General features: G+C 55.8%; 24 protein-coding genes, 4 tRNA genes and 1 other RNA gene. 15 read left to right on the forward strand and 14 right to left on the reverse strand.

The genetic code is table 11. The annotated features are described in order from the left end of the window. Positions 1 to 49: 49 nt before the first annotated feature. Both hemF and amiA read right to left on the reverse strand, forming a co-directional pair. Positions 50 to 949, reverse strand: a complete 900-nt coding sequence (hemF, locus tag AC3WS9_RS06485; RefSeq protein ID WP_285146832.1) for an oxygen-dependent coproporphyrinogen oxidase — start codon at positions 947 to 949, stop codon at positions 50 to 52. After that, positions 946 to 1,821, reverse strand: a complete 876-nt coding sequence (gene amiA, locus AC3WS9_RS06490) for an N-acetylmuramoyl-L-alanine amidase AmiA (RefSeq protein ID WP_095282836.1) — start codon at positions 1,819 to 1,821, stop codon at positions 946 to 948. Before amiA ends, hemF begins: the two co-directional genes overlap by 4 nt. A 212-nt stretch (positions 1,822 to 2,033) precedes the next feature. Here amiA and AC3WS9_RS06495 point away from each other — a divergent pair, with 212 nt between their 5' ends. The 10 genes from AC3WS9_RS06495 (at position 2,034) to pdxK (ending at position 10,376) form a co-directional block, all read left to right on the forward strand. Continuing rightward, complete coding sequence (locus tag AC3WS9_RS06495) at positions 2,034 to 2,459, forward strand: GNAT family acetyltransferase (protein WP_047624910.1); 426 nt, start codon at positions 2,034 to 2,036, stop codon at positions 2,457 to 2,459. Further along, positions 2,446 to 2,895, forward strand: a complete 450-nt coding sequence (locus AC3WS9_RS06500; RefSeq protein ID WP_285146831.1) for a DUF2919 domain-containing protein — start codon at positions 2,446 to 2,448, stop codon at positions 2,893 to 2,895. The genes AC3WS9_RS06495 and AC3WS9_RS06500 overlap by 14 nt, the downstream gene beginning before the upstream one ends. A 61-nt stretch (positions 2,896 to 2,956) precedes the next feature. Further along, positions 2,957 to 3,541 (forward strand): RpoE-regulated lipoprotein, encoded by a 585-nt coding sequence (locus tag AC3WS9_RS06505; protein ID WP_285146830.1) that lies wholly within the window; start codon positions 2,957 to 2,959, stop codon positions 3,539 to 3,541. 92 nt (positions 3,542 to 3,633) lie between these two features. Beyond that, complete coding sequence (locus tag AC3WS9_RS06510) at positions 3,634 to 4,533, forward strand: Dyp-type peroxidase (protein WP_492487389.1); 900 nt, start codon at positions 3,634 to 3,636, stop codon at positions 4,531 to 4,533. A gap of 166 nt (positions 4,534 to 4,699) precedes the next feature. Continuing rightward, the gene (locus AC3WS9_RS06515; RefSeq protein ID WP_492487391.1) at positions 4,700 to 5,716 is read left to right on the forward strand and encodes a sulfate ABC transporter substrate-binding protein; all 1,017 of its coding nucleotides are present in this window, start codon (positions 4,700 to 4,702) and stop codon (positions 5,714 to 5,716) included. Continuing rightward, positions 5,716 to 6,549, forward strand: coding sequence for a sulfate/thiosulfate ABC transporter permease CysT (gene cysT, locus AC3WS9_RS06520; RefSeq protein WP_492487393.1), 834 nt, complete (start codon positions 5,716 to 5,718; stop codon positions 6,547 to 6,549). Before AC3WS9_RS06515 ends, cysT begins: the two co-directional genes overlap by 1 nt. After that, on the forward strand, positions 6,549 to 7,424 hold the full coding sequence (gene cysW / locus AC3WS9_RS06525; RefSeq protein ID WP_492487395.1) for a sulfate/thiosulfate ABC transporter permease CysW: 876 nt from the start codon (positions 6,549 to 6,551) through the stop codon (positions 7,422 to 7,424). The genes cysT and cysW overlap by 1 nt, the downstream gene beginning before the upstream one ends. Further along, positions 7,414 to 8,508 carry a sulfate/thiosulfate ABC transporter ATP-binding protein CysA gene (gene cysA / locus AC3WS9_RS06530; RefSeq protein WP_282495467.1) on the forward strand — a complete coding sequence of 365 codons (1,095 nt, stop codon included), beginning with the start codon at positions 7,414 to 7,416 and terminating at the stop codon, positions 8,506 to 8,508. Before cysW ends, cysA begins: the two co-directional genes overlap by 11 nt. A 114-nt stretch (positions 8,509 to 8,622) precedes the next feature. Continuing rightward, positions 8,623 to 9,534 (forward strand): cysteine synthase CysM, encoded by a 912-nt coding sequence (gene cysM, locus AC3WS9_RS06535; protein ID WP_282495466.1) that lies wholly within the window; start codon positions 8,623 to 8,625, stop codon positions 9,532 to 9,534. Between the two features lie 5 nt (positions 9,535 to 9,539). Continuing rightward, positions 9,540 to 10,376 (forward strand): pyridoxine/pyridoxal/pyridoxamine kinase, encoded by an 837-nt coding sequence (gene pdxK / locus AC3WS9_RS06540; RefSeq protein WP_492487398.1) that lies wholly within the window; start codon positions 9,540 to 9,542, stop codon positions 10,374 to 10,376. A gap of 44 nt (positions 10,377 to 10,420) precedes the next feature. Here pdxK and crr read toward each other — a convergent pair whose 3' ends face one another. The 5 genes from crr to cysZ form a co-directional block, all read right to left on the reverse strand. Then, entirely contained in the window at positions 10,421 to 10,930 is a 510-nt protein-coding gene (gene crr / locus AC3WS9_RS06545; RefSeq protein ID WP_049841435.1) for a PTS glucose transporter subunit IIA, read from the reverse strand. A gap of 40 nt (positions 10,931 to 10,970) precedes the next feature. Continuing rightward, positions 10,971 to 12,698, reverse strand: coding sequence for a phosphoenolpyruvate-protein phosphotransferase PtsI (ptsI, locus tag AC3WS9_RS06550; RefSeq protein WP_282495464.1), 1,728 nt, complete (start codon positions 12,696 to 12,698; stop codon positions 10,971 to 10,973). A 43-nt stretch (positions 12,699 to 12,741) separates the two neighbouring features. Further along, positions 12,742 to 12,999, reverse strand: a complete 258-nt coding sequence (gene ptsH / locus AC3WS9_RS06555; protein ID WP_000487600.1) for a phosphocarrier protein Hpr — start codon at positions 12,997 to 12,999, stop codon at positions 12,742 to 12,744. A gap of 317 nt (positions 13,000 to 13,316) precedes the next feature. Further along, positions 13,317 to 14,288, reverse strand: coding sequence for a cysteine synthase A (gene cysK, locus AC3WS9_RS06560; RefSeq protein ID WP_492487417.1), 972 nt, complete (start codon positions 14,286 to 14,288; stop codon positions 13,317 to 13,319). A gap of 162 nt (positions 14,289 to 14,450) precedes the next feature. Next, positions 14,451 to 15,212 carry a sulfate transporter CysZ gene (gene cysZ / locus AC3WS9_RS06565; protein WP_492487419.1) on the reverse strand — a complete coding sequence of 254 codons (762 nt, stop codon included), beginning with the start codon at positions 15,210 to 15,212 and terminating at the stop codon, positions 14,451 to 14,453. 230 nt (positions 15,213 to 15,442) lie between these two features. On the opposite strand from cysZ, the gene zipA reads away from it, so the two are divergent. From zipA to AC3WS9_RS06580, 3 genes are all read left to right on the forward strand, one after another. Further along, positions 15,443 to 16,432, forward strand: a complete 990-nt coding sequence (gene zipA / locus AC3WS9_RS06570) for a cell division protein ZipA (protein ID WP_285158446.1) — start codon at positions 15,443 to 15,445, stop codon at positions 16,430 to 16,432. 68 nt (positions 16,433 to 16,500) lie between these two features. Next, the gene (gene ligA, locus AC3WS9_RS06575) at positions 16,501 to 18,516 is read left to right on the forward strand and encodes an NAD-dependent DNA ligase LigA (RefSeq protein WP_285146823.1); all 2,016 of its coding nucleotides are present in this window, start codon (positions 16,501 to 16,503) and stop codon (positions 18,514 to 18,516) included. Between the two features lies 1 nt (position 18,517). Then, a complete protein-coding gene (locus tag AC3WS9_RS06580; RefSeq protein ID WP_095282821.1) occupies positions 18,518 to 18,733 on the forward strand; it encodes a DUF3820 family protein in 216 nt (71 codons plus the stop codon). Here AC3WS9_RS06580 and AC3WS9_RS06585 read toward each other — a convergent pair. Beyond that, complete coding sequence (locus tag AC3WS9_RS06585) at positions 18,730 to 19,725, reverse strand: bile acid:sodium symporter family protein (protein ID WP_282495460.1); 996 nt, start codon at positions 19,723 to 19,725, stop codon at positions 18,730 to 18,732. The two genes, AC3WS9_RS06580 and AC3WS9_RS06585, sit on opposite strands and share 4 nt — an antisense overlap. A gap of 89 nt (positions 19,726 to 19,814) precedes the next feature. On the opposite strand from AC3WS9_RS06585, the gene AC3WS9_RS06590 reads away from it, so the two are divergent. Continuing rightward, the gene (locus AC3WS9_RS06590) at positions 19,815 to 20,750 is read left to right on the forward strand and encodes a LysR family transcriptional regulator (protein ID WP_492487422.1); all 936 of its coding nucleotides are present in this window, start codon (positions 19,815 to 19,817) and stop codon (positions 20,748 to 20,750) included. On the opposite strand, the gene AC3WS9_RS06595 is transcribed toward AC3WS9_RS06590, so the two are convergent. The 6 genes from AC3WS9_RS06595 to AC3WS9_RS06620 form a co-directional block, all read right to left on the reverse strand. Continuing rightward, a complete protein-coding gene (locus AC3WS9_RS06595) occupies positions 20,747 to 21,088 on the reverse strand; it encodes a FlxA-like family protein (protein WP_282495458.1) in 342 nt (113 codons plus the stop codon). The two genes, AC3WS9_RS06590 and AC3WS9_RS06595, sit on opposite strands and share 4 nt — an antisense overlap. 224 nt (positions 21,089 to 21,312) lie before the next feature. Beyond that, positions 21,313 to 21,436, reverse strand: a non-coding RNA gene (locus AC3WS9_RS06600) — RtT sRNA. A 29-nt stretch (positions 21,437 to 21,465) separates the two neighbouring features. Beyond that, positions 21,466 to 21,541: transfer RNA gene (locus AC3WS9_RS06605), tRNA-Lys, on the reverse strand. Positions 21,542 to 21,544: 3 nt separating this feature from the next. Beyond that, a tRNA-Val gene (locus AC3WS9_RS06610) sits at positions 21,545 to 21,620 on the reverse strand. A gap of 30 nt (positions 21,621 to 21,650) precedes the next feature. After that, a tRNA-Val gene (locus AC3WS9_RS06615) sits at positions 21,651 to 21,726 on the reverse strand. 42 nt (positions 21,727 to 21,768) lie between these two features. Continuing rightward, positions 21,769 to 21,844, reverse strand: a tRNA-Val gene (locus AC3WS9_RS06620). Between the two features lie 258 nt (positions 21,845 to 22,102). On the opposite strand from AC3WS9_RS06620, the gene gltX reads away from it, so the two are divergent. Further along, positions 22,103 to 23,518, forward strand: coding sequence for a glutamate--tRNA ligase (gene gltX / locus AC3WS9_RS06625; protein ID WP_285146820.1), 1,416 nt, complete (start codon positions 22,103 to 22,105; stop codon positions 23,516 to 23,518). Positions 23,519 to 23,558 lie beyond the last annotated feature (40 nt).

Raw genomic sequence — 23,558 nt, forward strand, 5'->3', positions numbered from 1 at the left:
CCCGACCTACAAAACCTGTAGGCCGGTGCAAGCGAAGCGCCGCCCGGCGTTAAACCCAGTCGCGAACTTTCAGAAACTCACTCAAGGCAGCCTCCGGGCTGCCTTCTTTTGGCTCGAAATTGTATTCCCAGCGCACCAGCGGCGGCATCGACATCAGAATCGACTCCGTGCGCCCGCCGGTCTGCAGGCCAAACAACGTCCCGCGATCCCACACCAGGTTGAACTCCACATACCGCCCGCGACGATAAAGCTGGAACTCGCGCTCGCGCACACCGTAATCGGTGTCTTTGCGTCGTTCAACGATCGGCAGATACGCATCCGTATAGCCTTTACCCACCGCCTGCATAAAGGCAAACGCGGTGTCAAAATCCGGCGTATTCAGATCGTCGAAGAACAGCCCGCCAATCCCGCGCTGTTCGTCCCGATGCTTGAGGTAGAAATAGTCGTCGCACCACTTTTTGTACTTCGGATAAACGTCCTCGCCAAACGGCTGACAAATATCGCGCGCGGTGCGATGCCAGTGGACGGCGTCCTCTTCGAATCCGTAATAAGGCGTTAAATCGAAGCCGCCGCCAAACCACCACACCGGATCGGCACCCGGTTTCTCGGCGATGAAAAAGCGCACGTTGGCGTGGCTGGTGGGCACAAACGGGCTGTGCGGATGCACGACCAGCGACACGCCCATCGCTTCGAAGCTGCGTCCGGCGAGCTCCGGGCGATGCGCGGTGGCAGACGCAGGCATCGCGTCACCGTGGACGTGAGAAAAGTTAACGCCTGCCTGCTCAAACACGCCGCCGTTACGCAGCACGCGGCTGCGCCCGCCGCCACCGGCTTCGCGCTGCCAGTTATCTTCCTGAAATTCGCCACCGTCGACGGCAGCCAGCTGCTGGCAAATCTGATCCTGCAGGTGCAGCAGAAACGCTTTGACCTGCTGAGAGTTCGGTTTCATTTACGTCTCGACGAATGCGCTTTTTGATTATCAAACCAGTTGAAATAACTGATCACCCCGGAGGCGATGGCGTTGGCGATTTTCTGACGAAACGCCGTGGTGCCGAGCAGACGCTCTTCGTCCGGGTTAGTAATGAATGAGGTTTCCACCAGCACGGACGGGATCGACGGCGATTTGAGGACCACAAATGCCGCCTGCTCCGTGCCTTTACTGTGCAGGCGATGCACCGGCTTAATCTTCTTTAAGATGTGCGAGCCGAGCGTCAGGCTGTTTTTGATGGTGTCGGTCTGGACCAGATCGAACAGCACCTGCTGTAACAGGTGATCTTTATCGGTGGTTTTTTTGCCCGCCACTTCGTCCGCGCGGTTTTCGCGATCGGACAGGTATTTCGCCATGGCGCTACTCGCTCCGCGGTTGGAGAGGGCAAACACCGATGCACCCGCGGCGCTCGGATTGGTAAAGCCGTCGGCGTGGATCGACATAAACAGATCCGCGCCATGCTGGTGGGCAATTTCCACGCGATCGTACAGCGGGATAAAGGTATCACCGCTGCGCGTCAGGCGCGCGTCGATGCCGTTGGCGCGTAAAATCGACCGCACGTTTTTGGCGATCGCCAGCACCACATGTTTCTCTTTCGAGCCGTTACGGCCAATCGCGCCGGTGTCGATCCCGCCGTGGCCCGGATCGAGCATCACCACGCGTTTGGCGCCCGCTTTCTTCGCCTTAGGCTTACTGTGCCCATTGCTGGTTTTCAGGGTGCTGTCGTCTTTGGCCTGCGCCTGGGCGATGCCGGTTAACGTCAAGGCCGCCAGCCCCGCTTTGAGTACCTGACGACGCGATGTGAGTGTTTTTAAAGGTTTGAATGTGCTCATGCGGCCTGAATTGTAAAAAATGGGGTCCTGGTGTTATATCGTATCGCGTTTTACGTTACGACAGTCCTTGTTGAGAATTGTTTTACTTTTCATTTCAATACGTGACAGAGTGACATTATGCCAAAATTTTGGACATTTTTCGCCGCTTATTGGCTAATGGCGGCGTTCGCGCCATAATCACTGTTTTTAAACCCAAAAAGGCGGTTAATACCATGGAGATACGCGTTTTTCGCCAGGAAGATTTCGAAGAGGTCATTACCCTTTGGGAACGCTGCGATCTGCTGCGTCCGTGGAACGATCCGGAAATGGATATCGAACGTAAGGTCAATCACGACGTCAGCCTGTTCCTCGTCGCGGAAGTGAACGGCGAAGTGGTGGGCACGGTGATGGGCGGCTACGACGGGCATCGCGGCTCGGCCTATTATCTCGGCGTTCACCCGGAATATCGCGGGCGTGGTATCGCCAATGCGCTGCTCAATCGCCTGGAAAAGAAACTGATCGCCCGTGGCTGCCCGAAGATTCAGATTATGGTGCGCGAAGACAACGACGTGGTATTAGGGATGTATGAGCGGCTCGGGTATGAGCATGCTGATGTTCTGAATTTAGGGAAGCGCCTGATCGAAGATGAAGAATACTGAGTTTCACCCGGCGCACTATGACAGCCAGGGCCGCGTCAGATTGCCTTTTCTGTTCTGGTGTGTGCTTCTGCTTCAGGCACGAACCTGGGTGCTGTTTGTGGTGGCGGGGGCGTCGCGCGATCAGGGAAATACGCTGCTGAATCTGTTCTATCCCGACCACGATAACTTCTGGCTCGGGCTGTTGCCCGGCGTGCCCGCGGTGCTGGCGTTTTTGCTCAGCGGCCGGCGGCAACATTTTCCGCGTGTCTGGTACAGCCTTCGTTGGCTGCTGATCCTCGCGCAGGTGGTATTGCTGTGCTGGCAGCCTCTGCTTTGGTACTTCGGTGAGCCGCTGAGTGGGATCGGGATTTCGCTGGTGGTGGCGGATATTGTGGCGCTGCTGTGGCTCCTGACGCATCCTCGTCTGCGCGCCAGTTTCGCCATCGAAAAAGATTAAAGGCACTTTTTATCGATGCTGCACTCCAACAAGCGTTGAATTAACAAGAAAGGACGTTTCAATGAAATCGCTGCGTTTAGTTTTATGCGCTTTGCCGCTGGTGTTAACCGGGTGTTCAACGCTCTCGTCAATCTCCTCCATCAACTGGTCGGCGGCCTATCCGTGGAACTGGTTTGGATCCTCATTCGAAGTGACCGAGAAGGGCGTCGGGAACATTAACGCAACCACCGCGCTGGACCAGGACGCCATCCAGTCAGAACTCAGCAGCGACTACCGCCTGCGCAGCGGCATGAAAACCGAGAATGGCACCATCGTGCACTACTTCGAAGCGCTGAAAGACGACAAGCTGGCGCTGATCATCAACGGCGATAAGGGCACCGTGAACCGCATTGAGGTGCTGGACCGCGATGTGGAAACCGACACTGGCGTCAAAGTGGGAACGCCGTTTAGCGACCTGTATCAGAAAGCGTTCGGCAACTGCGAGAGCGCGGTGGCGGATGAGAAAGTGGCCGTCGAGTGTAAGGCCAAAGACAGCCAGCATATTAGCTATCTCTTCACCGGTGAGTGGAGCGGCCCGGAAGGGCTGATGCCTGCGGATGACACTCTCAAAAACTGGAAAGTAAGCAAGATTATCTGGAAGCAGTAATTTGCGCCTGAACAAACCGCCTCGCTGAAATCCAGGTATAATACCCGCCATCAATGCCACGATATCGTGGCATCTTTTTTTCAGGAGGAGCGATGTCTCAGGTTCAGAGTGGCATTTTGCCAGAACATTGCCGCGCGGCGATTTGGATTGAAGCCAATGTGAAAGGGGATGTGGATGCCCTGCGTGCGGCCAGCAAAGTATTTATCGATAAACTGGCGACCTTCGAGGCCAAATTCCCGGACGCGCATCTCGGCGCGGTGGTGGCGTTTGGCAACAACGTCTGGCGTCAGCTGAGCGGCGGCGAAGGCGCTATTGAGCTGAAAGACTTTACCCCTTACGGTAAAGGCCTGGCGCCTGCGACGCAGTACGACGTGCTGATCCATATCCTTTCCCTGCGTCATGACGTGAACTTCTCCGTCGCCCAGGCGGCGATGGAAGCCTTCGGTGACAGCATCGAGGTCCAGGAAGAGGTGCACGGTTTCCGCTGGGTGGAAGAGCGCGATCTGAGCGGCTTCGTCGATGGCACCGAAAACCCGGCGGGCGAAGAGACACGTCGCGATGTGGCGGTGATCAAAAACGGCGTGGATGCGGGCGGCAGCTACGTGTTCGTTCAGCGCTGGGAGCACAACCTCAAGCAGCTGAACCGCATGAGCGTGCGCGATCAGGAGATGATGATCGGTCGCACCAAAGAAGCCAACGAAGAGATCGACGGTGACGACCGCCCGGTGACCTCTCACCTGACCCGCGTGGATCTGAAAGAAGACGGCAAAGGACTGAAGATTGTCCGCCAGAGCCTGCCGTACGGCACGGCGAGCGGCACCCACGGCCTGTACTTCTGCGCCTACTGCGCGCGTCTGTACAACATCGAACAGCAGCTGCTGAGCATGTTTGGTGACACCGACGGCAAGCGCGACGCCATGCTGCGCTTCACCAAACCGGTGACCGGCGGCTACTACTTCGCGCCGTCCGTTGAGCGTCTAATGGCTCTTTAATTTTGTAGGCCGGGTAATCGTAAGCGCCACCCGGCAATAACGCTCCTCATCCTTATTCCCTTTTCTGCTGCTAAATCACCAAACGGTATATAAAACCGTTACTCCTTTCGTACCCGTTATAAATATTATGGCAATAAGTTAGTCATCACATTTATAAGGGTGCGCAATGGCCGTTACTGTACTGAAAAAAGGATATCTGGCGCTGGCAGCTTCCATGCTGTTGGTCGCGCAGGCGCAGGCGACTGAGCTGCTCAACAGTTCCTATGATGTCTCCCGCGAACTGTTTGCCGCCCTGAATCCACCGTTTGAACAGCAGTGGGCGAAAGAGAACAACGGCGACAAGCTGACCATCAAGCAATCTCACGCGGGCTCCTCAAAGCAGGCGCTGGCGATTTTGCAGGGGCTGAAAGCCGATGTGGTGACCTACAACCAGATTACCGACGTGCAAATTTTGCATGACAAAGGCAACCTGATCCCGGCGGACTGGCAGAGCCGTCTGCCGAACAACAGCTCGCCGTTCTACTCCACCATGGCGTTCCTGGTGCGCAAGGGCAACCCGAAGAATATCCACGACTGGAACGATCTGGTGCGCTCTGACGTGAAGCTGATCTTCCCGAATCCAAAAACCTCCGGTAACGCGCGCTATACCTATCTCGCCGCCTGGGGCGCAGCCGATAAAGCGGACGGCGGCGATAAAGCCAAAACCGAGCAGTTCATGACTCAGTTCCTGAGAAACGTTGAAGTGTTCGATACCGGCGGTCGCGGGGCGACCACCACCTTCGTGGAACGCGGTCTGGGCGACGTGCTGATCAGCTTCGAATCGGAAGTGAACAACATCCGTAAACAGTACGAAGCGCAGGGCTTCGAAGTGGTAGTGCCGAAGGTCAACATCTTTGCCGAGTTCCCGGTGGCGTGGGTCGATAAAAACGTCAAAGCCAACGGCACCGAGAAAGCGGCGAAGGAGTACCTGAACTATCTCTACAGCCCGCAGGCGCAGGCCATTATCACCGACTATTACTATCGCGTGGCGAACCCGGACGTGATGAACAAGCTCAAAGACAAATTCCCGCAGACCGAGCTGTTCCGCGTGGAAGATCAGTTTGGCTCCTGGCCTGAGGTGATGAAAACCCACTTCACCACCGGCGGTGAGCTGGACAAACTGTTGGCGGCGGGGCGTAAGTAATGTTTGCAGTTTCCTCCAGACACGTGCTGCCCGGCTTTACCTTAAGCCTCGGGACCAGCCTGCTGTTCGTCTGTCTGATTTTGCTGTTGCCGTTAAGCGCGCTGGTGATGCAGCTTTCTGAGATGAGCTGGGCGCAGTACTGGGAAGTGATCACCAACCCGCAGGTGGTGGCGGCCTATAAAGTCACGCTGCTGTCGGCGTTTGTGGCGTCGATTTTCAACGGCGTGTTTGGCCTGCTGATGGCGTGGATCTTAACCCGCTATCGTTTTCCGGGCCGTACGCTGCTGGACGCCCTGATGGATCTGCCATTCGCGCTGCCGACGGCGGTTGCCGGTTTGACCCTGGCGTCCCTGTTCTCGGTAAACGGGTTTTACGGTCAGTGGCTGGCGCAGTTTGACATCAAAGTGACATACACCTGGCTTGGGATCGCCGTGGCGATGGCCTTTACCAGCATCCCGTTTGTGGTGCGTACCGTGCAGCCCGTTCTCGAAGAGTTAGGGCCGGAATACGAAGAGGCGGCGGAAACCCTCGGCGCGACGCGCATTCAGAGCTTCTGCAAAGTGGTATTACCGGAACTCTCTCCGGCGCTGCTGGCCGGTGTGGCGCTGTCGTTTACCCGCAGCCTTGGCGAGTTTGGCGCGGTGATTTTTATCGCCGGGAACATCGCGTGGAAAACCGAAGTCACCTCGCTGATGATTTTTGTGCGCTTGCAGGAGTTTGACTATCCGGCGGCGAGTGCGATTGCCTCGGTGATCCTGGCCGCGTCGCTGCTGCTGCTGTTCTCGATTAACACTCTGCAAAGTCGCTTTGGTCGACGTGTGGTAGGTCACTGATGGCGGAAGTTACTCAATTGAAGCGCTACGACGCCCCCCGCATCAACTGGGGAAAATGGTTTCTGATTAGCACCGGCGTGCTGGTGTCAGTCTTTATTCTCGTTGTGCCGATGGTCTACATCTTCGTGCAGGCGTTCAGCAAGGGGATTATGCCCGCGCTGCAAAACCTGGCGGACCCGGACATGCTGCACGCCATCTGGCTTACGGTGATGATCGCCCTGATTTCCGTGCCGGTGAATCTGGTGTTCGGGATTTTGCTGGCGTGGCTGGTGACGCGCTTTGACTTCCCGGGGCGTCAGCTGTTGCTGACCCTGCTGGATATCCCGTTTGCCGTCTCGCCGGTGGTCGCTGGTCTGATTTATCTGCTGTTTTACGGCTCGAATGGCCCGCTCGGCGGCTGGCTGGATGAGCACAACCTGCAAATCATGTTCGCCTGGCCGGGCATGGTGCTGGTGACGATATTCGTGACCTGTCCGTTTGTGGTGCGTGAGCTGGTGCCGGTGATGTTGAGCCAGGGCAGCCATGAAGACGAAGCGGCGATCCTGCTGGGCGCATCCGGCTGGCAGATGTTTAAGCGTGTGACGCTGCCGAACATTCGCTGGGCGCTGCTGTACGGCGTGGTGCTGACCAACGCCCGCGCGATCGGTGAGTTTGGCGCGGTGTCGGTGGTTTCTGGCTCGATTCGCGGTGAAACCCTGTCACTGCCATTACAGATTGAATTGCTGGAGCAGGACTATAACACCGTCGGTTCCTTTACCGCCGCAGCCCTGCTGACGCTGATGGCTATTTTGACCTTGTTTTTAAAGAGTGTGGTGCAGTGGCGTTTAGAGAATCAGGAAAAACGCCTGCAGCAGGAGGGAAATCATGAGCATTGAGATTGCCAATATTAAGAAGTCTTTTGGTCGCACCCAGGTGCTGAACGATATCTCACTGGATATCCCATCCGGCCAGATGGTGGCGCTGCTTGGCCCATCCGGCTCCGGTAAAACCACGCTTCTGCGTATTATTGCCGGGCTTGAGCATCAGACCAGCGGGCACATTCGCTTCCACGGAACCGATGTCAGCCGTCTGCATGCCCGCGATCGTAAAGTCGGTTTTGTGTTCCAGCACTACGCTCTTTTCCGCCACATGACGGTGTTCGACAACATCGCCTTTGGCCTGACCGTGCTGCCGCGTCGCGAGCGCCCGAATGCCGCGACCATCAAAGCGAAAGTGACCAAACTGCTGGAGATGGTGCAGCTGGCCCATCTCGCCGACCGTTACCCGGCGCAGCTTTCCGGTGGACAGAAGCAGCGCGTGGCGCTGGCTCGCGCCCTGGCGGTGGAGCCGCAAATCCTGCTGCTCGATGAACCTTTTGGCGCGCTGGACGCCCAGGTGCGTAAAGAGCTGCGTCGCTGGCTGCGTCAGCTCCATGAGGAGCTGAAATTCACCAGCGTCTTCGTGACTCACGATCAGGAAGAGGCGATGGAAGTGGCCGACCGCGTGGTGGTGATGAGCCAGGGGAATATCGAACAGGTTGATGAGCCGGAACAGCTGTGGCGCGAGCCTGCAACCCGCTTCGTGCTGGAGTTTATGGGCGAAGTGAACCGCATGCAGGGCAATATTCGCGGCGGACAGTTCCACGTCGGTGCGCACCGTTGGCCGCTGGGCTACACGCCTGCCCATCAGGGACCGGTCGATCTTTTCCTGCGTCCGTGGGAAGTGGACGTCAGCCGTCGAACCAGCCTCGATTCTCCGCTGCCGGTCCAGGTGCTGGAGGCGAGTCCTAAAGGTCACTACACCCAACTGGTGGTGCAACCCCTGGGCTGGTACACCGAGCCGCTGACGGTGGTGATGCGCGATGAAGAGGCGCCGTCCCGCGGCGATCGCCTGTTTGTCGGTTTGCAGCATGCCCGTATCTATCACGGCACCGAGCGCATCGAGTCGCGCGAGAGTCTTGCTCTGGCGGAGTCGGCCTGATAGGTTAATTAGACGTGGTATTTGCCGGGTGGCGCTGCGCTTACCCGGCCTACAAAGCGATCCCTGTAGGCCCGGTAAGCGAAGCGCCACCGGGCTTTTTATTGGACAGAATTCGTGAACACATTAGAACACACCATCGGCAACACCCCTCTGGTCAAACTACAGCGCATGCATCCCAACAATGGCAGCGAAATCTGGGTCAAACTGGAAGGCAATAACCCCGCCGGTTCTGTCAAAGACAGGGCGGCATTGTCGATGATAGTTGAGGCGGAAAAGCGCGGGGAGATACAGCCCGGCGACGTGCTGATCGAAGCGACCAGCGGCAACACTGGCATTGCGCTGGCGATGATTGCGGCGTTAAAAGGCTATCGCATGAAATTGCTGATGCCGGACAACATGAGTCAGGAGCGCCGTGCCGCCATGCGTGCCTATGGCGCAGAACTGATCCTCGTCACTAAAGAGCAGGGGATGGAAGGGGCGCGCGATCTGGCCCTCGACATGGCCCAGCGTGGCGAAGGGAAACTGCTGGATCAATTTAACAATCCCGATAACCCCTACGCGCACTACACCACGACGGGCCCGGAAATCTGGCGTCAGACCGACGGGCGCATCAGCCATTTCGTCTCCAGCATGGGGACCACCGGCACCATTACCGGTGTCTCGCGTTTTCTGCGTGAGCAGGACAGTGCAGTGACGATTGTCGGTCTGCAACCGGAAGAGGGGAGCAGCATTCCGGGCATTCGCCGCTGGCCGGCGGAGTACATGCCGGGCATTTTTAATGCCCAGCTTGTGGACCAGGTGCTGGATATTCATCAGCGCGAAGCGGAAAATACCATGCGTGAACTGGCAGTGCGCGAAGGCATCTTCTGCGGCGTCAGTTCGGGTGGCGCGGTAGCCGGGGCATTGCGCGTGGCGCAGGCTAATCCGGGTGCAGTGGTGGTGGCGATTATTTGCGATCGCGGCGACCGTTATCTGTCTACCGGTGTCTTTGGTGAAGAGAGTTATTCGCAGGGGGCGGGGATTTAAGCGTCATGGAGATGATTTTATTTCGGGATAAAACCCGTGCGCAGCAGACGGATATCGTGGCTGTGCAGTCGCAGGTGGTTTACGGCAGCGTGGGCAACAGCATTGCGGTGCCGAACATCAGACAACATCAGTTGACCGTCACGGCGGTCCCGACGGTGCTGTTCAGCAATACCCCGCATTACGACACCTTCTACGGCGGCGTGATCCCCGACGACTGGTTCAGCGGCTACCTGAAAGCCCTCGAAGAGCGCGATGTGTTACGCGAACTGAAAGCGGTGACCACGGGCTATATGGGCAGCGCCAGCCAGATTGCGATCCTCGCCGAGTGGCTTATCGCCATCAAAGCAAAGCACCCTGATTTGCTGGTGCTGGTCGACCCGGTGATCGGGGATATCGACAGCGGGATCTACGTGAAGCCCGAAATTCCGGAAGCCTATCGCACGCATTTGCTGCCGCTGGCGCAGGGGATTACGCCGAACGTCTTCGAGCTGGAAGTGCTGAGCGGCCAGCCTTGTAGCACGCCGGAGAGCGCCATTTCTGCGGCCCAAAGTCTGCTGTCCGACACCCTGAAATGGGTAGCGATCACCAGCGCGCCGGTGGAGTCTGATCCTGAGAACATCCACGTGGTACTGGTGACGAAAGAGGGGGTGACGGTAACGGACCATCCGCGCGTCGCGACTGACCTGAAAGGGACGGGTGACCTCTTCTGTTCAGAGCTAGTAAGCGGCATTGTGCAGGGCAGGGATGTGGCTGACGCGATTCGCCGTGCAGGCGATAGGGTGACAGAGGTGATGAAGTACACCCAGGAAAAAGGCTTTGATGAGCTCATTCTCCCCGCATAAACAAAAATGGCGCCCGAAGGCGCCATTTTTCTGTGCGGCAAGAATTACTTCTTGATGCGGATGACCGGGGTCTCGCCCACGGTAACGCTGCCAGACAGTTTGATCAGTTCTTTGATTTCGTCCATGTTGGAGATAACAACCGGAGTCAGGGTAGACTTGGCTTTCTCTTCCAGCAGCGCCAGATCGAATTCGATCACCGGGTCGCCGACTTTCACACGCTGGCCTTCTTCAGCGATACGCTTGAAGCCTTCGCCTTTCAGCTCAACGGTGTCGATACCGAAGTGTACAAACAGTTCGATACCGCTATCAGATTCGATAGAGAACGCATGGTTGGTTTCAAAAATTTTACCGATGGTGCCGTCAACTGGCGCAACCATTTTGTTACCAGTTGGTTTGATAGCAATACCATCACCAACGATTTTTTCGGCAAAAACTACATCCGGCACGTCTTCGATATTGACGATTTCGCCAGACAACGGAGCAATAATCTCAATAGTTCCGGTGTCTTTCTTATCATCAGAAACCAGAGATTTCAGTTTATCGAACAAACCCATGATCTTCTCCTAAGCAGTAATTTGGGCCGCATCTCGTGGATTAGCAGATTGTTTTTTCTTCAATGAACTTGTTAACCAGCGTCATTAACTCGTCCGTTGTCGGTTGAGCAAGAGCCTGCTCTGCTAACACCTTCGCATCTTCGAAGTTCGTGTTACGGATAATCTTCTTAATGCGCGGGATGGAAATGGCGCTCATAGAGAATTCGTCCAGACCCATACCCAGCAACAGAAGTGTAGCACGTTCGTCGCCTGCAAGCTCACCACACATGCCTGTCCATTTACCTTCAGCATGAGAAGCATCAATAACTTGCTTGATTAGCGTGAGTACGGACGGTGACATTGGCTGGTAGAGATGTGAAATCATATCATTACCACGGTCAACTGCCAGGGTGTACTGCGTTAAATCATTGGTGCCGATACTAAAGAAGTCGACTTCTTTGGCCAAATGACGAGCAATCGTCGCGGCTGCTGGTGTTTCCACCATCACGCCCACTTCGATAGTTTCATCAAAGGCTTTACCTTCTTCACGCAGCTGCGCCTTCATGATTTCGATCTCTGCTTTCAGTGCGCGCACTTCTTCTACAGAGATGATCATTGGGAACATGATGCGTAATTTACCGAATACAGAAGCACGCAGGATGGCACGTACCTGAGCGTACAGGATCTCTTTACGATCCATCGCGATACGCACTGCACGCCAGCCCAGGAACGGGTTCTCTTCTTTCGGGAAGTTCATGTACGGCAGCTCTTTGTCGCCACCGATGTCCATGGTACGTACGATAACCGCTTGTGAGCCACAGGCTTCAGCAACCGCTTTGTACGCCGCGAACTGCTCATCTTCAGTTGGCAGTGAATCACGGTCCATGAACAGGAATTCAGTACGATACAGACCCACGCCTTCCGCGCCGTTGCGCTCAGCGCCGTCAACGTCACGGACGGTACCGATGTTCGCGCAAACTTCCACCTGATGACCGTCCAGCGTAATGGCTGGCAGATCTTTCAGTTTGGCCAGTTCCGCTTTCTCAGAAGCAACCTGCTCCTGAACGGCACGCAGCTGTTCGATCTCTTCGTTAGTTGGGTTGACGTAAACCAGATTGTTTACGGCATCCAGAATCAGATAGTCGTCGTTTTTCACCTGAGCGGTGACGCTACCGGTACCCACGATGGCTGGCAGTTCCAGAGAACGCGCCATGATAGAGGTGTGGGAGGTACGGCCACCGGCGTCGGTGATGAAACCCAGCACCTTGTTCAGGTTCAGCTGTGCGGTTTCAGACGGAGTCAGGTCGGCGGCAACCAGGATTACTTCGTCCTGAATTGCGCTCAGATCGATAATCGCCAGACCCAGGATGTTGCGCAGCAGGCGCTTACCGATGTCACGTACGTCAGCCGCACGCTCTTTCAGGTATTCATCATCCAGCTCTTCAAGGGCAGTTGCCTGACCTTCGATAATCTCATGTGCAGCCGCGTCGGCCGTCATGCCCTTATCTTTAATCAGGGCTATGATTTCCTGCTCCAGCTCCTCATCTTCGAGCAGCATGATGTGCCCTTCGAAGATGGCTTCTTTTTCTTCACCGAAAGTTTCGCCAGCTTTAGTTTTGATGGCTTCCAGTTGCGCTGATGCCTTGGCACGACCGCTCAGAAAACGCTCAACTTCCTGATCAACCTTGTCGGCAGAAATTTTTTTCCGGTCGATGACGATCTCGTCTTCTTTCAGCAGAAGTGCTTTGCCGAAAGCGATACCCGGGGATGCTAAAATGCCTGAAATCATAACCCTACCTTACTTGTGACTGATATTGAAAAGAACCCGTAACTTACTCGAGCTCAGCCATCAGTTTTACCAGATGCTCAACTGCTTTCTGCTCGTCTTCGCCTTCTGCGGAGATGGTGACGACGGTACCCTGAGTCAGGCCCAGAGTCTGCAGCTTGAACAGGCTTTTCGCGCTAGCGCTTTTGCCGTTGGAGGTCACAGTGATCTCAGAAGTGAAGCCTTTAGCTTCTTTAACAAACTGAGCAGCAGGGCGGGTGTGCAGACCGTTCGGAGCGGTAATGGTAACTTCTTGCTGGAACATTGTATTTCCCCAACTTATAGGTTTAGTGTTGTGGAACTAAAGTCTAGCCTGGCGGTTTAACTTTAGCCTGTCTTGTTAGCGCTGACGTTTCGCTCGTCATTAAACATTATGCAGTGAAAGCAAGACTTGAACCAAATCATAAAATCGATTCAGCTTCTGTATTTCCTGTAATGATTAATTTCGCGCTTCAAAATAATTGTCAGGTTAAATACCAGACCCGACGGGGTGAATCAATGCCAGGAGGAGTAAAAGTTTGACGCAGGCCACAAAAAAGCACCCGTTTGGGTGCTTTTTTACGCGTTATTAACATGCTGGCATTACTGTTGCAGTTCTTTTTCTGTGAACAGATCGGCAAACAGTGCAGTGCTTAAATAACGCTCACCCGAGGACGGTAGGATAACCACAATATTCTTATTGGTAAAGGTTTCGTCTTCCTGGAGTTTCAGCGCAGCGGCAACCGCTGCACCAGAAGAGATACCGGCCAGAATACCTTCTTCGTCCATCAGACGACGCGCCGTGGAGATCGCTTCTTCGTTCGTGATAGCGACCACTTTATCAATCAGCTTCAGATCCAGGTTACCCGGGATAAAGCCTGCGCCGATACCCTGAATTTTGTGCGGGCCCGGTTTGATCTCTTCGCCCGCCAGTGCCTGAGCGATGACAGGGGAGTCGGTTGGCTCAACGGCAACGGTGATTAAATCCTTTTTGCCTTTTGTGCCTTTAATATAGCGGCTCACGCCGGTCAGCGTCCCGCCGGTGCCGACGCCGGAGATAAACACGTCAACCTGACCGTCCGTATCTTCCCAGATTTCCGGGCCGGTGGTTTTTTCGTGGATTTCCGGGTTAGCCGGGTTGCTGAACTGCTGCAGCAGCAGATATTTCGCCGGGTCGTTGGCGACAATCTCTTCCGCTTTCTGAATGGCACCTTTCATGCCTTTCGCGCCTTCGGTCAGAACCAGGTTCGCGCCCAGCGCTTTCAGCAGCTTGCGACGCTCAATGCTCATGGTTTCTGGCATCGTCAGCGTTAATTTGTAGCCACGCGCCGCGGCAACATAGGCCAGAGCAATACCGGTGTTGCCGCTGGTCGGTTCTACCAGCTCAACGCCAGGTTTCAGAACGCCACGTTTTTCGGCATCCCAAATCATGTTTGCACCGATACGGCATTTCACGCTGAAGCTCGGGTTACGTGATTCTACCTTCGCCAGAATGCGTCCATTACCGATACGGTTCAGTCGAACCAGTGGCGTATGACCGATAGTCAGCGAGTTGTCTTCGTAAATCTTACTCATGGCCTGTCCTTAACTGTATGAAATTGGGATACCGTCCCAGCATACCCGTTGGATAAGTATGCGGAAGTAAGGAAATCGCATATCTATATGCTGCAAGGAAATAATGGCTATCAGTATGGAATAAGGAGGGCATAAGCCGCCCTCCATTTACACAGTTTTGCATTACTTCCATAACGCGTGCTTAGCACGGTAGCAATCTACCCACATCGCGGTCGCGCCGCAGACGGCAACCGGCATAATGAACAGGTTAAGGACAGGGATCATGGTGAACAGGCTGGTGAGGGCACCAAACTGCATATTGATGACCTTTTGGGAGCGCAGCGCCGTGCGCATCTCTTTGAACGGCACTTTGTGGTTATCAAACGGGTAATCGCAATACTGGATGGCCAGCATCCAGGCGCTAAACAGGAACCACAGCACCGGCGCAACGGTCTGGCCGATGCCGGGGATAAAGTAGAGGATCAGCAGAACAATGGCGCGCGGCAGGTACCAGGCAAACTTCTGCCATTCGCGTTTCATGATGCGCGGCACATCTTTCATGATGCCAAGCACACCCGTATCGGGCGGCGTCGCGCCGGTCAGTCGGGCCTCGAGCTGCTCCGCCAGCAGTCCGTTAAACGGCGCTGCGATCCAGTTGGCGATGGTCGAGAAGAAATAACCGAAGACCAGCAGGACGGATATGACCACTATCGGCCACAGCAAATAGCTCAGCCACTGCAGCCAGTCGGGCACATGGCTCATGATGGCCGGCACCCAGCTTTCCAGCCGGGTAAACAGCCACCAGAACGCGCCGCCCATCAGCAGAATGTTGATCAGAAGAGGTAAGATCACAAAGCGGCGGATCCCATGCAGGGAGACCAGCTTCCATCCCTGAGAAAAATAGCCAATGCCGCTGCGCGGGGTCGGTGTTGATGTCGAAACCATAGCCAGGCTGTACTCCTTTTTTCACAACCAGTGGAATTGCACGCCTATATTATCGGGTTATGGACCAATGACCAGTTCGGAAATGTTCGAAAAAACAGCAAAAAGCACGATTTCGTACATCTTTATGCTTTGAATGCTCTGCACACACTTGCACTTGACGTAATCGGCAAATACTCTTAGTGAGTAAATGTTTGCCGTGGTGGCAAGGTGTTAGAACAACAGAGAATATAATGATGCAGGATTTGCGTCTGATATTAATCATTGTTGGCGCGATCGCCATACTCGCTTTACTGGTACATGGTTTCTGGACCAGCCGTAAAGAACGTTCCTCGATGTTTCGCGATCGCCCACTGAAACGCATGAAGTCCAGTCGTAACGACGATGACGGTGATGACGACATCGACGATAACGACGACGAAGGCGTGGGTGAAGTTCGCGTTCATCGGGTCAATACGACTGCGCCTGCTGCAGGCCATGGGGAGCATGAAGCACCTCGTCAGCCTCCGCAGCACCAGTATCAGCCGCCTTACGCGTCTGCACAGCCGCGCCAGCCCGCGCCACAGCCTGTGGAAGAGCCGGTGCGTCAGCCACAGCAACCGCCGGTACAACAGCCTGTTGTCCAGCAGCCGGTTCAGCCGCAGCACGTTCAACAGCCCGTGCAGCAGCCGCGCCCTGTTCAGCCCTCGCCGCCAGAAATGCCGCCGCAGCCTGTTCATGTGCAACCGGCTCCACAGCCTGAGCCTGTCGTTGAACCGGAACCGATTATCGAAGAAGCGCCGGTAGCTGAAAAGCCGCAGCGTAAAGAGACGGTGATCATCATGAACGTCGCCGCGCATCACGGGACTCAGCTCAATGGTGACGTGCTGCTCAACAGCATTCAGCAGGCGGGCTTCAAGTTTGGCGACATGAATATTTTCCACCGTCACCTGAGTCCGGACGGGAGCGGCCCTGCGCTGTTCAGCCTGGCAAACATGGTGAATCCGGGGACCTTTGATCCGGAAATGACCGGTGATTTCACCACGCCGGGCATCACTATCTTTATGCAGGTGCCGTCCTACGGTGACGAACTGCAAAACTTTAAGCTGATGCTGCAATCCGCCCAGCACATCGCCGATGAAGTCGGTGGTGTGGTACTCGACGATCAGCGTCGTATGATGACGCCGCAGAAACTGCGCGAGTATCAGGATCGCATCCGCGAAGTAAAGGAAGCTAACGCCTAAATTCTGCGTTTTCTTCCACGCCTCCTCAACCCCCGCCTGTCGGGGGTTTTTCTCATTGATGGTGCGCTATGGACTCTATCGAACAACAACTCACACACCTACGAACCACACTTCGCCATCATGAATACCTGTATCACGTGATGGACGCACCGGAGATCCCGGATGCGGAGTACGACCGCCTGATGCGCGAACTGCGCGAGCTGGAAACACAACATCCCGATCTCATAACCCCGGACTCACCGACGCAGCGCGTGGGTGCGGCTCCGCTGGCCTCTTTCAGCCAGGTACGCCATGAAGTGCCGATGCTGTCACTGGACAACGTCTTTGACGAGGAGAGTTTCCTCGCCTTCAACAAGCGCGTGCAGGACCGTCTGAAAAGCGCGGATGTGCTGACCTGGTGCTGTGAGCTGAAGCTCGACGGTCTGGCGGTCAGCATTCTGTACGAAAACGGCGTTCTGGTGCGGGCCGCCACGCGCGGCGATGGCACCACGGGTGAGGACATCACCAGCAACGTGCGGACGATTCGCGCCATCCCATTGAAGCTGCGCGGGGAGAATATTCCTGCGCGCCTCGAAGTGCGCGGAGAAGTGTTTCTCCCGCAGGCGGGCTTTGAGAAGATTAACGATGAAGCGCGCCGTACCGGTGGCAAAGTCTTTGCTAACCCGCGTAATGCCGCCGCGGGCTCTATCCGCCAGCTTGACCCGCGCATCACGGCGAAGCGACCGCTCACTTTCTTCTGCTACGGCGTGGGTATTCTTGAGGGCGGCGAACTGCCTGATACCCATCTGGGCCGTCTGCTGCAGTTCAAAGAGTGGGGCCTGCCGGTCAGTAATCGGGTGAAGCTTTGTGACTCACCGGAAGCGGTACTGGCGTTTTATCGTCAGGTCGAAGAGGACCGTCCGACGCTGGGGTTTGATATCGACGGCGTGGTGATCAAAGTGAACTCGCTGGCGCTTCAGGAGCAGCTAGGTTTTGTGGCGCGAGCACCGCGCTGGGCAGTGGCGTTTAAATTCCCCGCTCAGGAGCAGATGACCTTTGTGCGCGATGTGGAATTCCAGGTCGGACGTACCGGGGCGATTACCCCGGTCGCACGTCTGGAGCCGGTTCAGGTCGCGGGTGTGCTGGTCAGCAATGCCACCTTGCACAACGCCGACGAAATCGCGCGTCTTGGCCTGCGGATTGGCGACAAAGTGGTGATTCGCCGCGCGGGGGATGTGATCCCTCAGGTGGTGAACGTCGTCGAATCTGAACGCCCTGACGATACGCGCGAGATTGAATTCCCGTCCCATTGCCCGGTCTGCGGCTCTGACGTGGAACGCGTGGAAGGTGAGGCGGTAACCCGCTGTACTGGCGGGTTAATCTGCGGGGCGCAGCGCAAAGAAGCGCTGAAACACTTTGTCTCTCGTCGGGCGATGGACGTTGACGGGATGGGTGACAAAATCATCGATCAACTGGTCGAAAAAGAGTATGTCCATACGCCTGCGGATCTGTTCCGTCTGACGGCGGGCAAGCTGACCGGGCTGGATCGTATGGGGCCAAAATCCGCCCAGAACGTCGTCAATGCGCTGGAAAAATCTAAAGAGACCACTTTCGCGCGCTTCCTCTACGCCCTGGGTATTCGTGAAGTCGGCGAAGCAACAGCCGCCGGGCTGGCTGCCCATTTCGGTACGCTTGAGCTGCTCGAAAAGGCCTCGATTGAGGATCTGCAAAAAGTGCCGGACGTCGGCATCGTTGTCGCTACCCACGTCTTCAACTTCTTCGCGGAAGAGAGCAATCGCGAAGTCATCGGTAAGCTGCTGGAAGAGGGCATTCACTGGCCCGCGCCAGTGGTGGTTAACGCCGAAGAGATCGACAGCCCGTTTGCGGGCAAAACTGTGGTACTCACCGGCAGTTTGAGCCAGCTTTCCCGTGACGATGCCAAAGCGCGTCTGGTGGCATTAGGCGCCAAAGTGGCGGGCAGCGTGTCGAAGAAAACCGATCTGGTGATCGCCGGTGAAGCGGCGGGCTCGAAACTGGCGAAAGCGCAGGAGCTGGGCATTGAGGTTATTGACGAAGCCGAAATGATCAGGCTACTGGGAGAGTAACGTGGAGAAAGAGCAGCTCATCGAGATCGCCAACACCGAAATGCCGTTCGGGAAATACAAGGGGCGTCGCTTGATTGACGTGCCGGAAGAGTATTTCCTGTGGTTCGCGCGCAAGGATCAATTTCCTGCCGGGCGACTGGGCGAGCTGATGGCTATCACGTTGCTTATCAAAAGCGAAGGGCTGAGCCATCTGGTTCAGCCCCTCAAACGTCCTTAAGCTTTCGCGGCGCGGGTCTCTTCCTGCGCCAGCTTCTCCGTCTGACGCTTGTAACGACGCGCCATCACCGCACAGACCATCAGCTGGATCTGGTGGAAAATCATCAGCGGTAGCACCATCATCCCAATCACCGACGTCGGGAAGAGAATGTTCGCCATCGGAATGCCGTTGGCGAGACTCTTTTTCGAACCGCAGAACACAATGGTGATTTCATCCGCTTTGTTGAAGCCAAACTTGCGCGCGGCAAAGGTGTTCACCGCAATCACAATCGCCAGCAGGACAATGCTCACCAGCGCGATAAACAGCAGCGAACCAATCCCGACCTTATGCCAGATCCCGTTCACCACGGCTTCGCCAAAGGCGGAGTAGACCACTAACAGAATCGAGGTCTGGTCGGTTTTACCGATCCACTTTTTGTTTCTGGCGACGAAATCCCCGGTCCAGGGACGCGAGAGATGCCCGAGCACGAACGGCAGCAACAGCTGGAGGCAGATTTTCCCGACCTGTTCGAGGTTGCCCTCTGCGCCGTGCATATTCATCAGCAGGCCGACCAGCAGCGGCGAGACAAAAATACCCAGCAGACTAGACGCCGACGCGGAACAGACCGCCGCCGCGACGTTACCGCCTGCGAGCGACGTAAAGGCAATGGCCGACTGCACGGTGGCAGGCAGAATACAGAGATAGAGGAAACCGGTGTACAGCGCCGGATCGACATTCACCGGTGCCCACCAGGCGAATAGCACGCCGAGGATGGGGAACAGAATGAAGGTGCTGCACATCACCCAGAGGTGCAGTCGCCAGTGGCTTCCCCCGGCAATGATCGCTTCACGCGACAGTTTGGCACCGTGCATGAAGAACAGCAGGGCGATGGCGGCCGTCGTCAGGCCCTCAATAAAGGGAACAAAAGCGCCGCGAGCCGGGAAGAAAGAGGCCAGCAGGACAACGGCAATCAGCGTAAGAGTAAAGGGGTCGAGAACACGAAACAGTTTCATAGATGCTCCTGAAATCAGATTTGGCTATTGTGCTTTGTTCCCTTTGAGAAATAAAATCGATTTATTGCATCTATTCATGAATAAAAACGATGAATTATTCCCTACGTCAGCTTCGTGTTTTTGTCACCGTCGCCCAGGCCCGTAGCTTTAGCCGCGCCGGGGAGATAATCGGCCTGAGCCAGTCGGCGGTTAGCCACAGCGTCAAAGAGCTGGAGCTGCAAACCGGCGTTCGCCTGCTCGACCGCACCACGCGGGAAGTGGTGCTGACCGAAGCGGGGCAGCAGCTGGCCGCGCGTCTGGAGCGACTGCTGGATGAACTCAACAGTACGCTGCGCGACGTCGGCAGGGTGGGGCAGCAACTTTCCGGGACCGTGCGCGTGGCCGCCAGCCAGACCATTTCGGCGCATTTGATTCCCCAGTGCATTGCCGAAAGTAACCGGCGTTATCCCGATATCGATTTTGTACTGCACGACAGGCCGCAGCAGTGGGTCCTGGAGAGTATCAGGCAAGGCGAGGTGGATTTCGGGATTGTGATCGATCCGGGGCCGGTGACGGATCTCGAGTGTGAAGTGGTGCTCTCAGAGCCATTTTTACTGCTCTGTCGCGATGACGATCCGCTGGCCCTGGTGCCAGAGGTGACGTGGCAGGCATTGCAGGGCGCAAACCTGGTATTGCAGGATTATGCATCGGGAAGCCGTCCGCTGATTGATGCGGCGCTTGCCCAGCAGAAAGTGAATGCGACGATCGTGCAGGAGATTGGCCATCCCGCGACGCTCTTCCCGATGGTGGAAGCGGGGATTGGGATCAGCGTGTTACCCGCGCTGGCGTTGCCGTTGCCGCAGGGGAGTCGGCTCGTTGTCAGGCGTTTCACGCCCTGTATTGAGCGAAAACTGATGCTGGCGCGACGTAAAAATCGCTCGCTTTCCGGGGCGGCTCACGCGCTTTGGGAGGTGGTACGTATGCAGGCACAGCGATTAATGGAGGCCCGCATACGCGATCCGTTATTTAACGCGCCGGACGATTAGATGTAGATATCGATCTGGTGCTCAGCGGAAGGTGAATTCACGCCTTCAGCTTTGCCCTGTTTTTGTTCTTGTTTCTTCTGCGCTTCTTCAGCCTGCTGGCGCTGCAATTGTGCCAGCTGGGCCTGCAGCATTTTGATCTGCGCCTGAAGCAGGTCCTGCTGCTTTTTCTTATCTTCCGCAGTGCCGCTGCCGTTCGCGACATCTTTGAGCTGCTGGGTGAGCTTGGTGATCTGCGACGTCAGACGGCTGATTTGCGACGCAATGCTGTTGTCGCTGGAGCTGCTACCACTGCTACTGCTGGTCTGCATTGAAGGTGTTGATGTCTGTATGGTTGTCATTGTAAATCCTCTCGCCATAAAACAAGCATATCGGCATAAAAATCCATAGCTTGAGAGGACCTGCCAGATCTGGGGGGCTATTTGTCGGGTGGCGCTGCGCTTACCCGACCTACGGATCACGCAGGCATAACGTAGGCCTGATAAGCGAAGCGCCATCAGGCAATGTCTTTTGAATTCAGGAATCGCAGATAGCAAAAAAGCGCCTTTAGGGCGCTTTTTTACATTGGTGGGTCGTGCAGGATGACTCGCTTCGCTCGCCCTTCGGGCCGTCGCCTTGCGGCTCCGGTGCCTCACTGCGTTCGGCTCGAACCTGCTGCAGGTTCGAATCTTGAATATCGCAGATAGCAAAAAAGCGCCTTTAGGGCGCTTTTTTACATTGGTGGGTCGTGCAGGATTCGAACCTGCGACCAATTGATTAAAAGTCAACTGCTCTACCAACTGAGCTAACGACCCGAATGGTGGGTGATGACGGGCTCGAACCGCCGACCCCCTCCGTGTAAAGGAGGTGCTCTACCAACTGAGCTAATCACCCATTTCGGTGCTACTAAATAAGATTTAAGAATGGTGGGCGATGACGGGCTCGAACCGCCGACCCCCTCCGTGTAAAGGAGATGCTCTACCAACTGAGCTAATCGCCCAATCTTAATTCTTATCTACACTGCGGTATCTACTTAAGTAGATGGTGGGTGATGACGGGCTCGAACCGCCGACCCCCTCCGTGTAAAGGAGGTGCTCTACCAACTGAGCTAATCACCCCCGCTGTGTGGAGTCGCATTATAGGGAGAGTTGAAAATGAGTCAACGCCTTTTCTAAAGATTTTGTTTGTTCGTCGTAAAATTAAACAAATGGATCACAAAATGGTCCGCGCAGCATGATTTCTAAACAAATTTAGCAAACCTGCACGTCATTCAGGCTTCCTCATTGAGGAATCGGCCCACAGTGATAGAATATTGCCCATTGTTTTTATCCCAGCATTTGCCGGTCGTCGGCATCTTTATAACGTAAGGCCATTTCATGAAAATCAAAACTCGCTTCGCGCCCAGCCCGACAGGCTATCTGCACGTCGGTGGTGCCCGTACTGCTCTTTATTCCTGGCTTTTTGCACGTAACCACGGCGGTGAGTTCGTGCTGCGTATTGAAGACACCGATCTTGAGCGTTCAACACCGGAAGCTATCGAAGCCATCATGGATGGCATGAACTGGCTGAATCTGGAGTGGGACGAAGGCCCGTACTTCCAGACCAAACGTTTCGATCGCTACAACGCCGTCATTGATGAAATGCTGGTCGCGGGTACCGCGTATAAATGCTACTGCTCTAAAGAGCGTCTGGAAGCCCTGCGTGAAGAGCAGATGGCGAACGGCGACAAACCTCGCTACGACGGCCGCTGCCGCCATAGCCATGAACATCATGCTGATGATGAACCCTGCGTCGTGCGTTTTGCTAACCCGCAGGACGGTTCTGTGATCTTTGACGATCAGATCCGTGGCCCGATTGAGTTCAGCAACCAGGAGCTGGACGATCTGATCATTCGTCGTACCGACGGTTCCCCAACCTACAACTTCTGCGTGGTGGTTGATGACTGGGATATGGAAATCACCCACGTTATCCGTGGCGAAGACCATATCAACAACACTCCGCGCCAGATCAACATCCTGAAAGCGCTGAATGCGCCAGTGCCGGTCTACGCCCACGTCTCGATGATCAACGGTGATGACGGTAAAAAACTGTCCAAACGCCACGGCGCCGTGAGCGTGATGCAGTACCGCGACGACGGCTACCTGCCGGAAGCGCTGCTGAACTACCTGGTGCGCCTGGGCTGGTCCAGCGGCGATCAGGAGATCTTCAGCCGCGAAGAGATGATCAAACTCTTCTCCCTGAATGCGGTGAGCAAATCCGCCAGTGCGTTTAACACCGATAAACTGCTGTGGCTGAACCATCACTACATCAACACCATGCCGGCTGAATATGTTGCGACCTACCTGCAATGGCACATTGAACAGGCCAACATTGATACCCGCACCGGCCCTGAGCTGGCGGATCTGGTGAGACTGCTCGGCGAACGCTGCAAAACCCTCAAAGAGATTGCGGAAAGCTGCCGCTATTTCTATGAAGAGTTTGACGAGTTTGATGCTGACGCGGCGAAAAAACACCTGCGTCCGGTTGCGCGTCAGCCGCTGGAAGTGGTGCGCGATAAACTGGCAGCCCTGACCGACTGGACCGCAGAGAACGTGCATCATGCGATTCAGGCAACGGCTGATGAGCTGGAAGTGGGCATGGGTAAAGTCGGTATGCCGCTGCGTGTGGCTGTGACCGGCGCAGGCCAGTCTCCAGGCCTGGACGTCACCGTCCATGCGATTGGCAAGACACGCAGCGTCGCGCGTATCAACAAAGCGCTGGGCTTTATTGCTGAGCGCGAAAGCCAGCAGTAATTGCATCAGGCAGACCCATTTGAAAACGGCAGGTTATCCT

The organism is Lelliottia sp. EB106-05-01-XG201 (genome assembly GCF_058791735.1).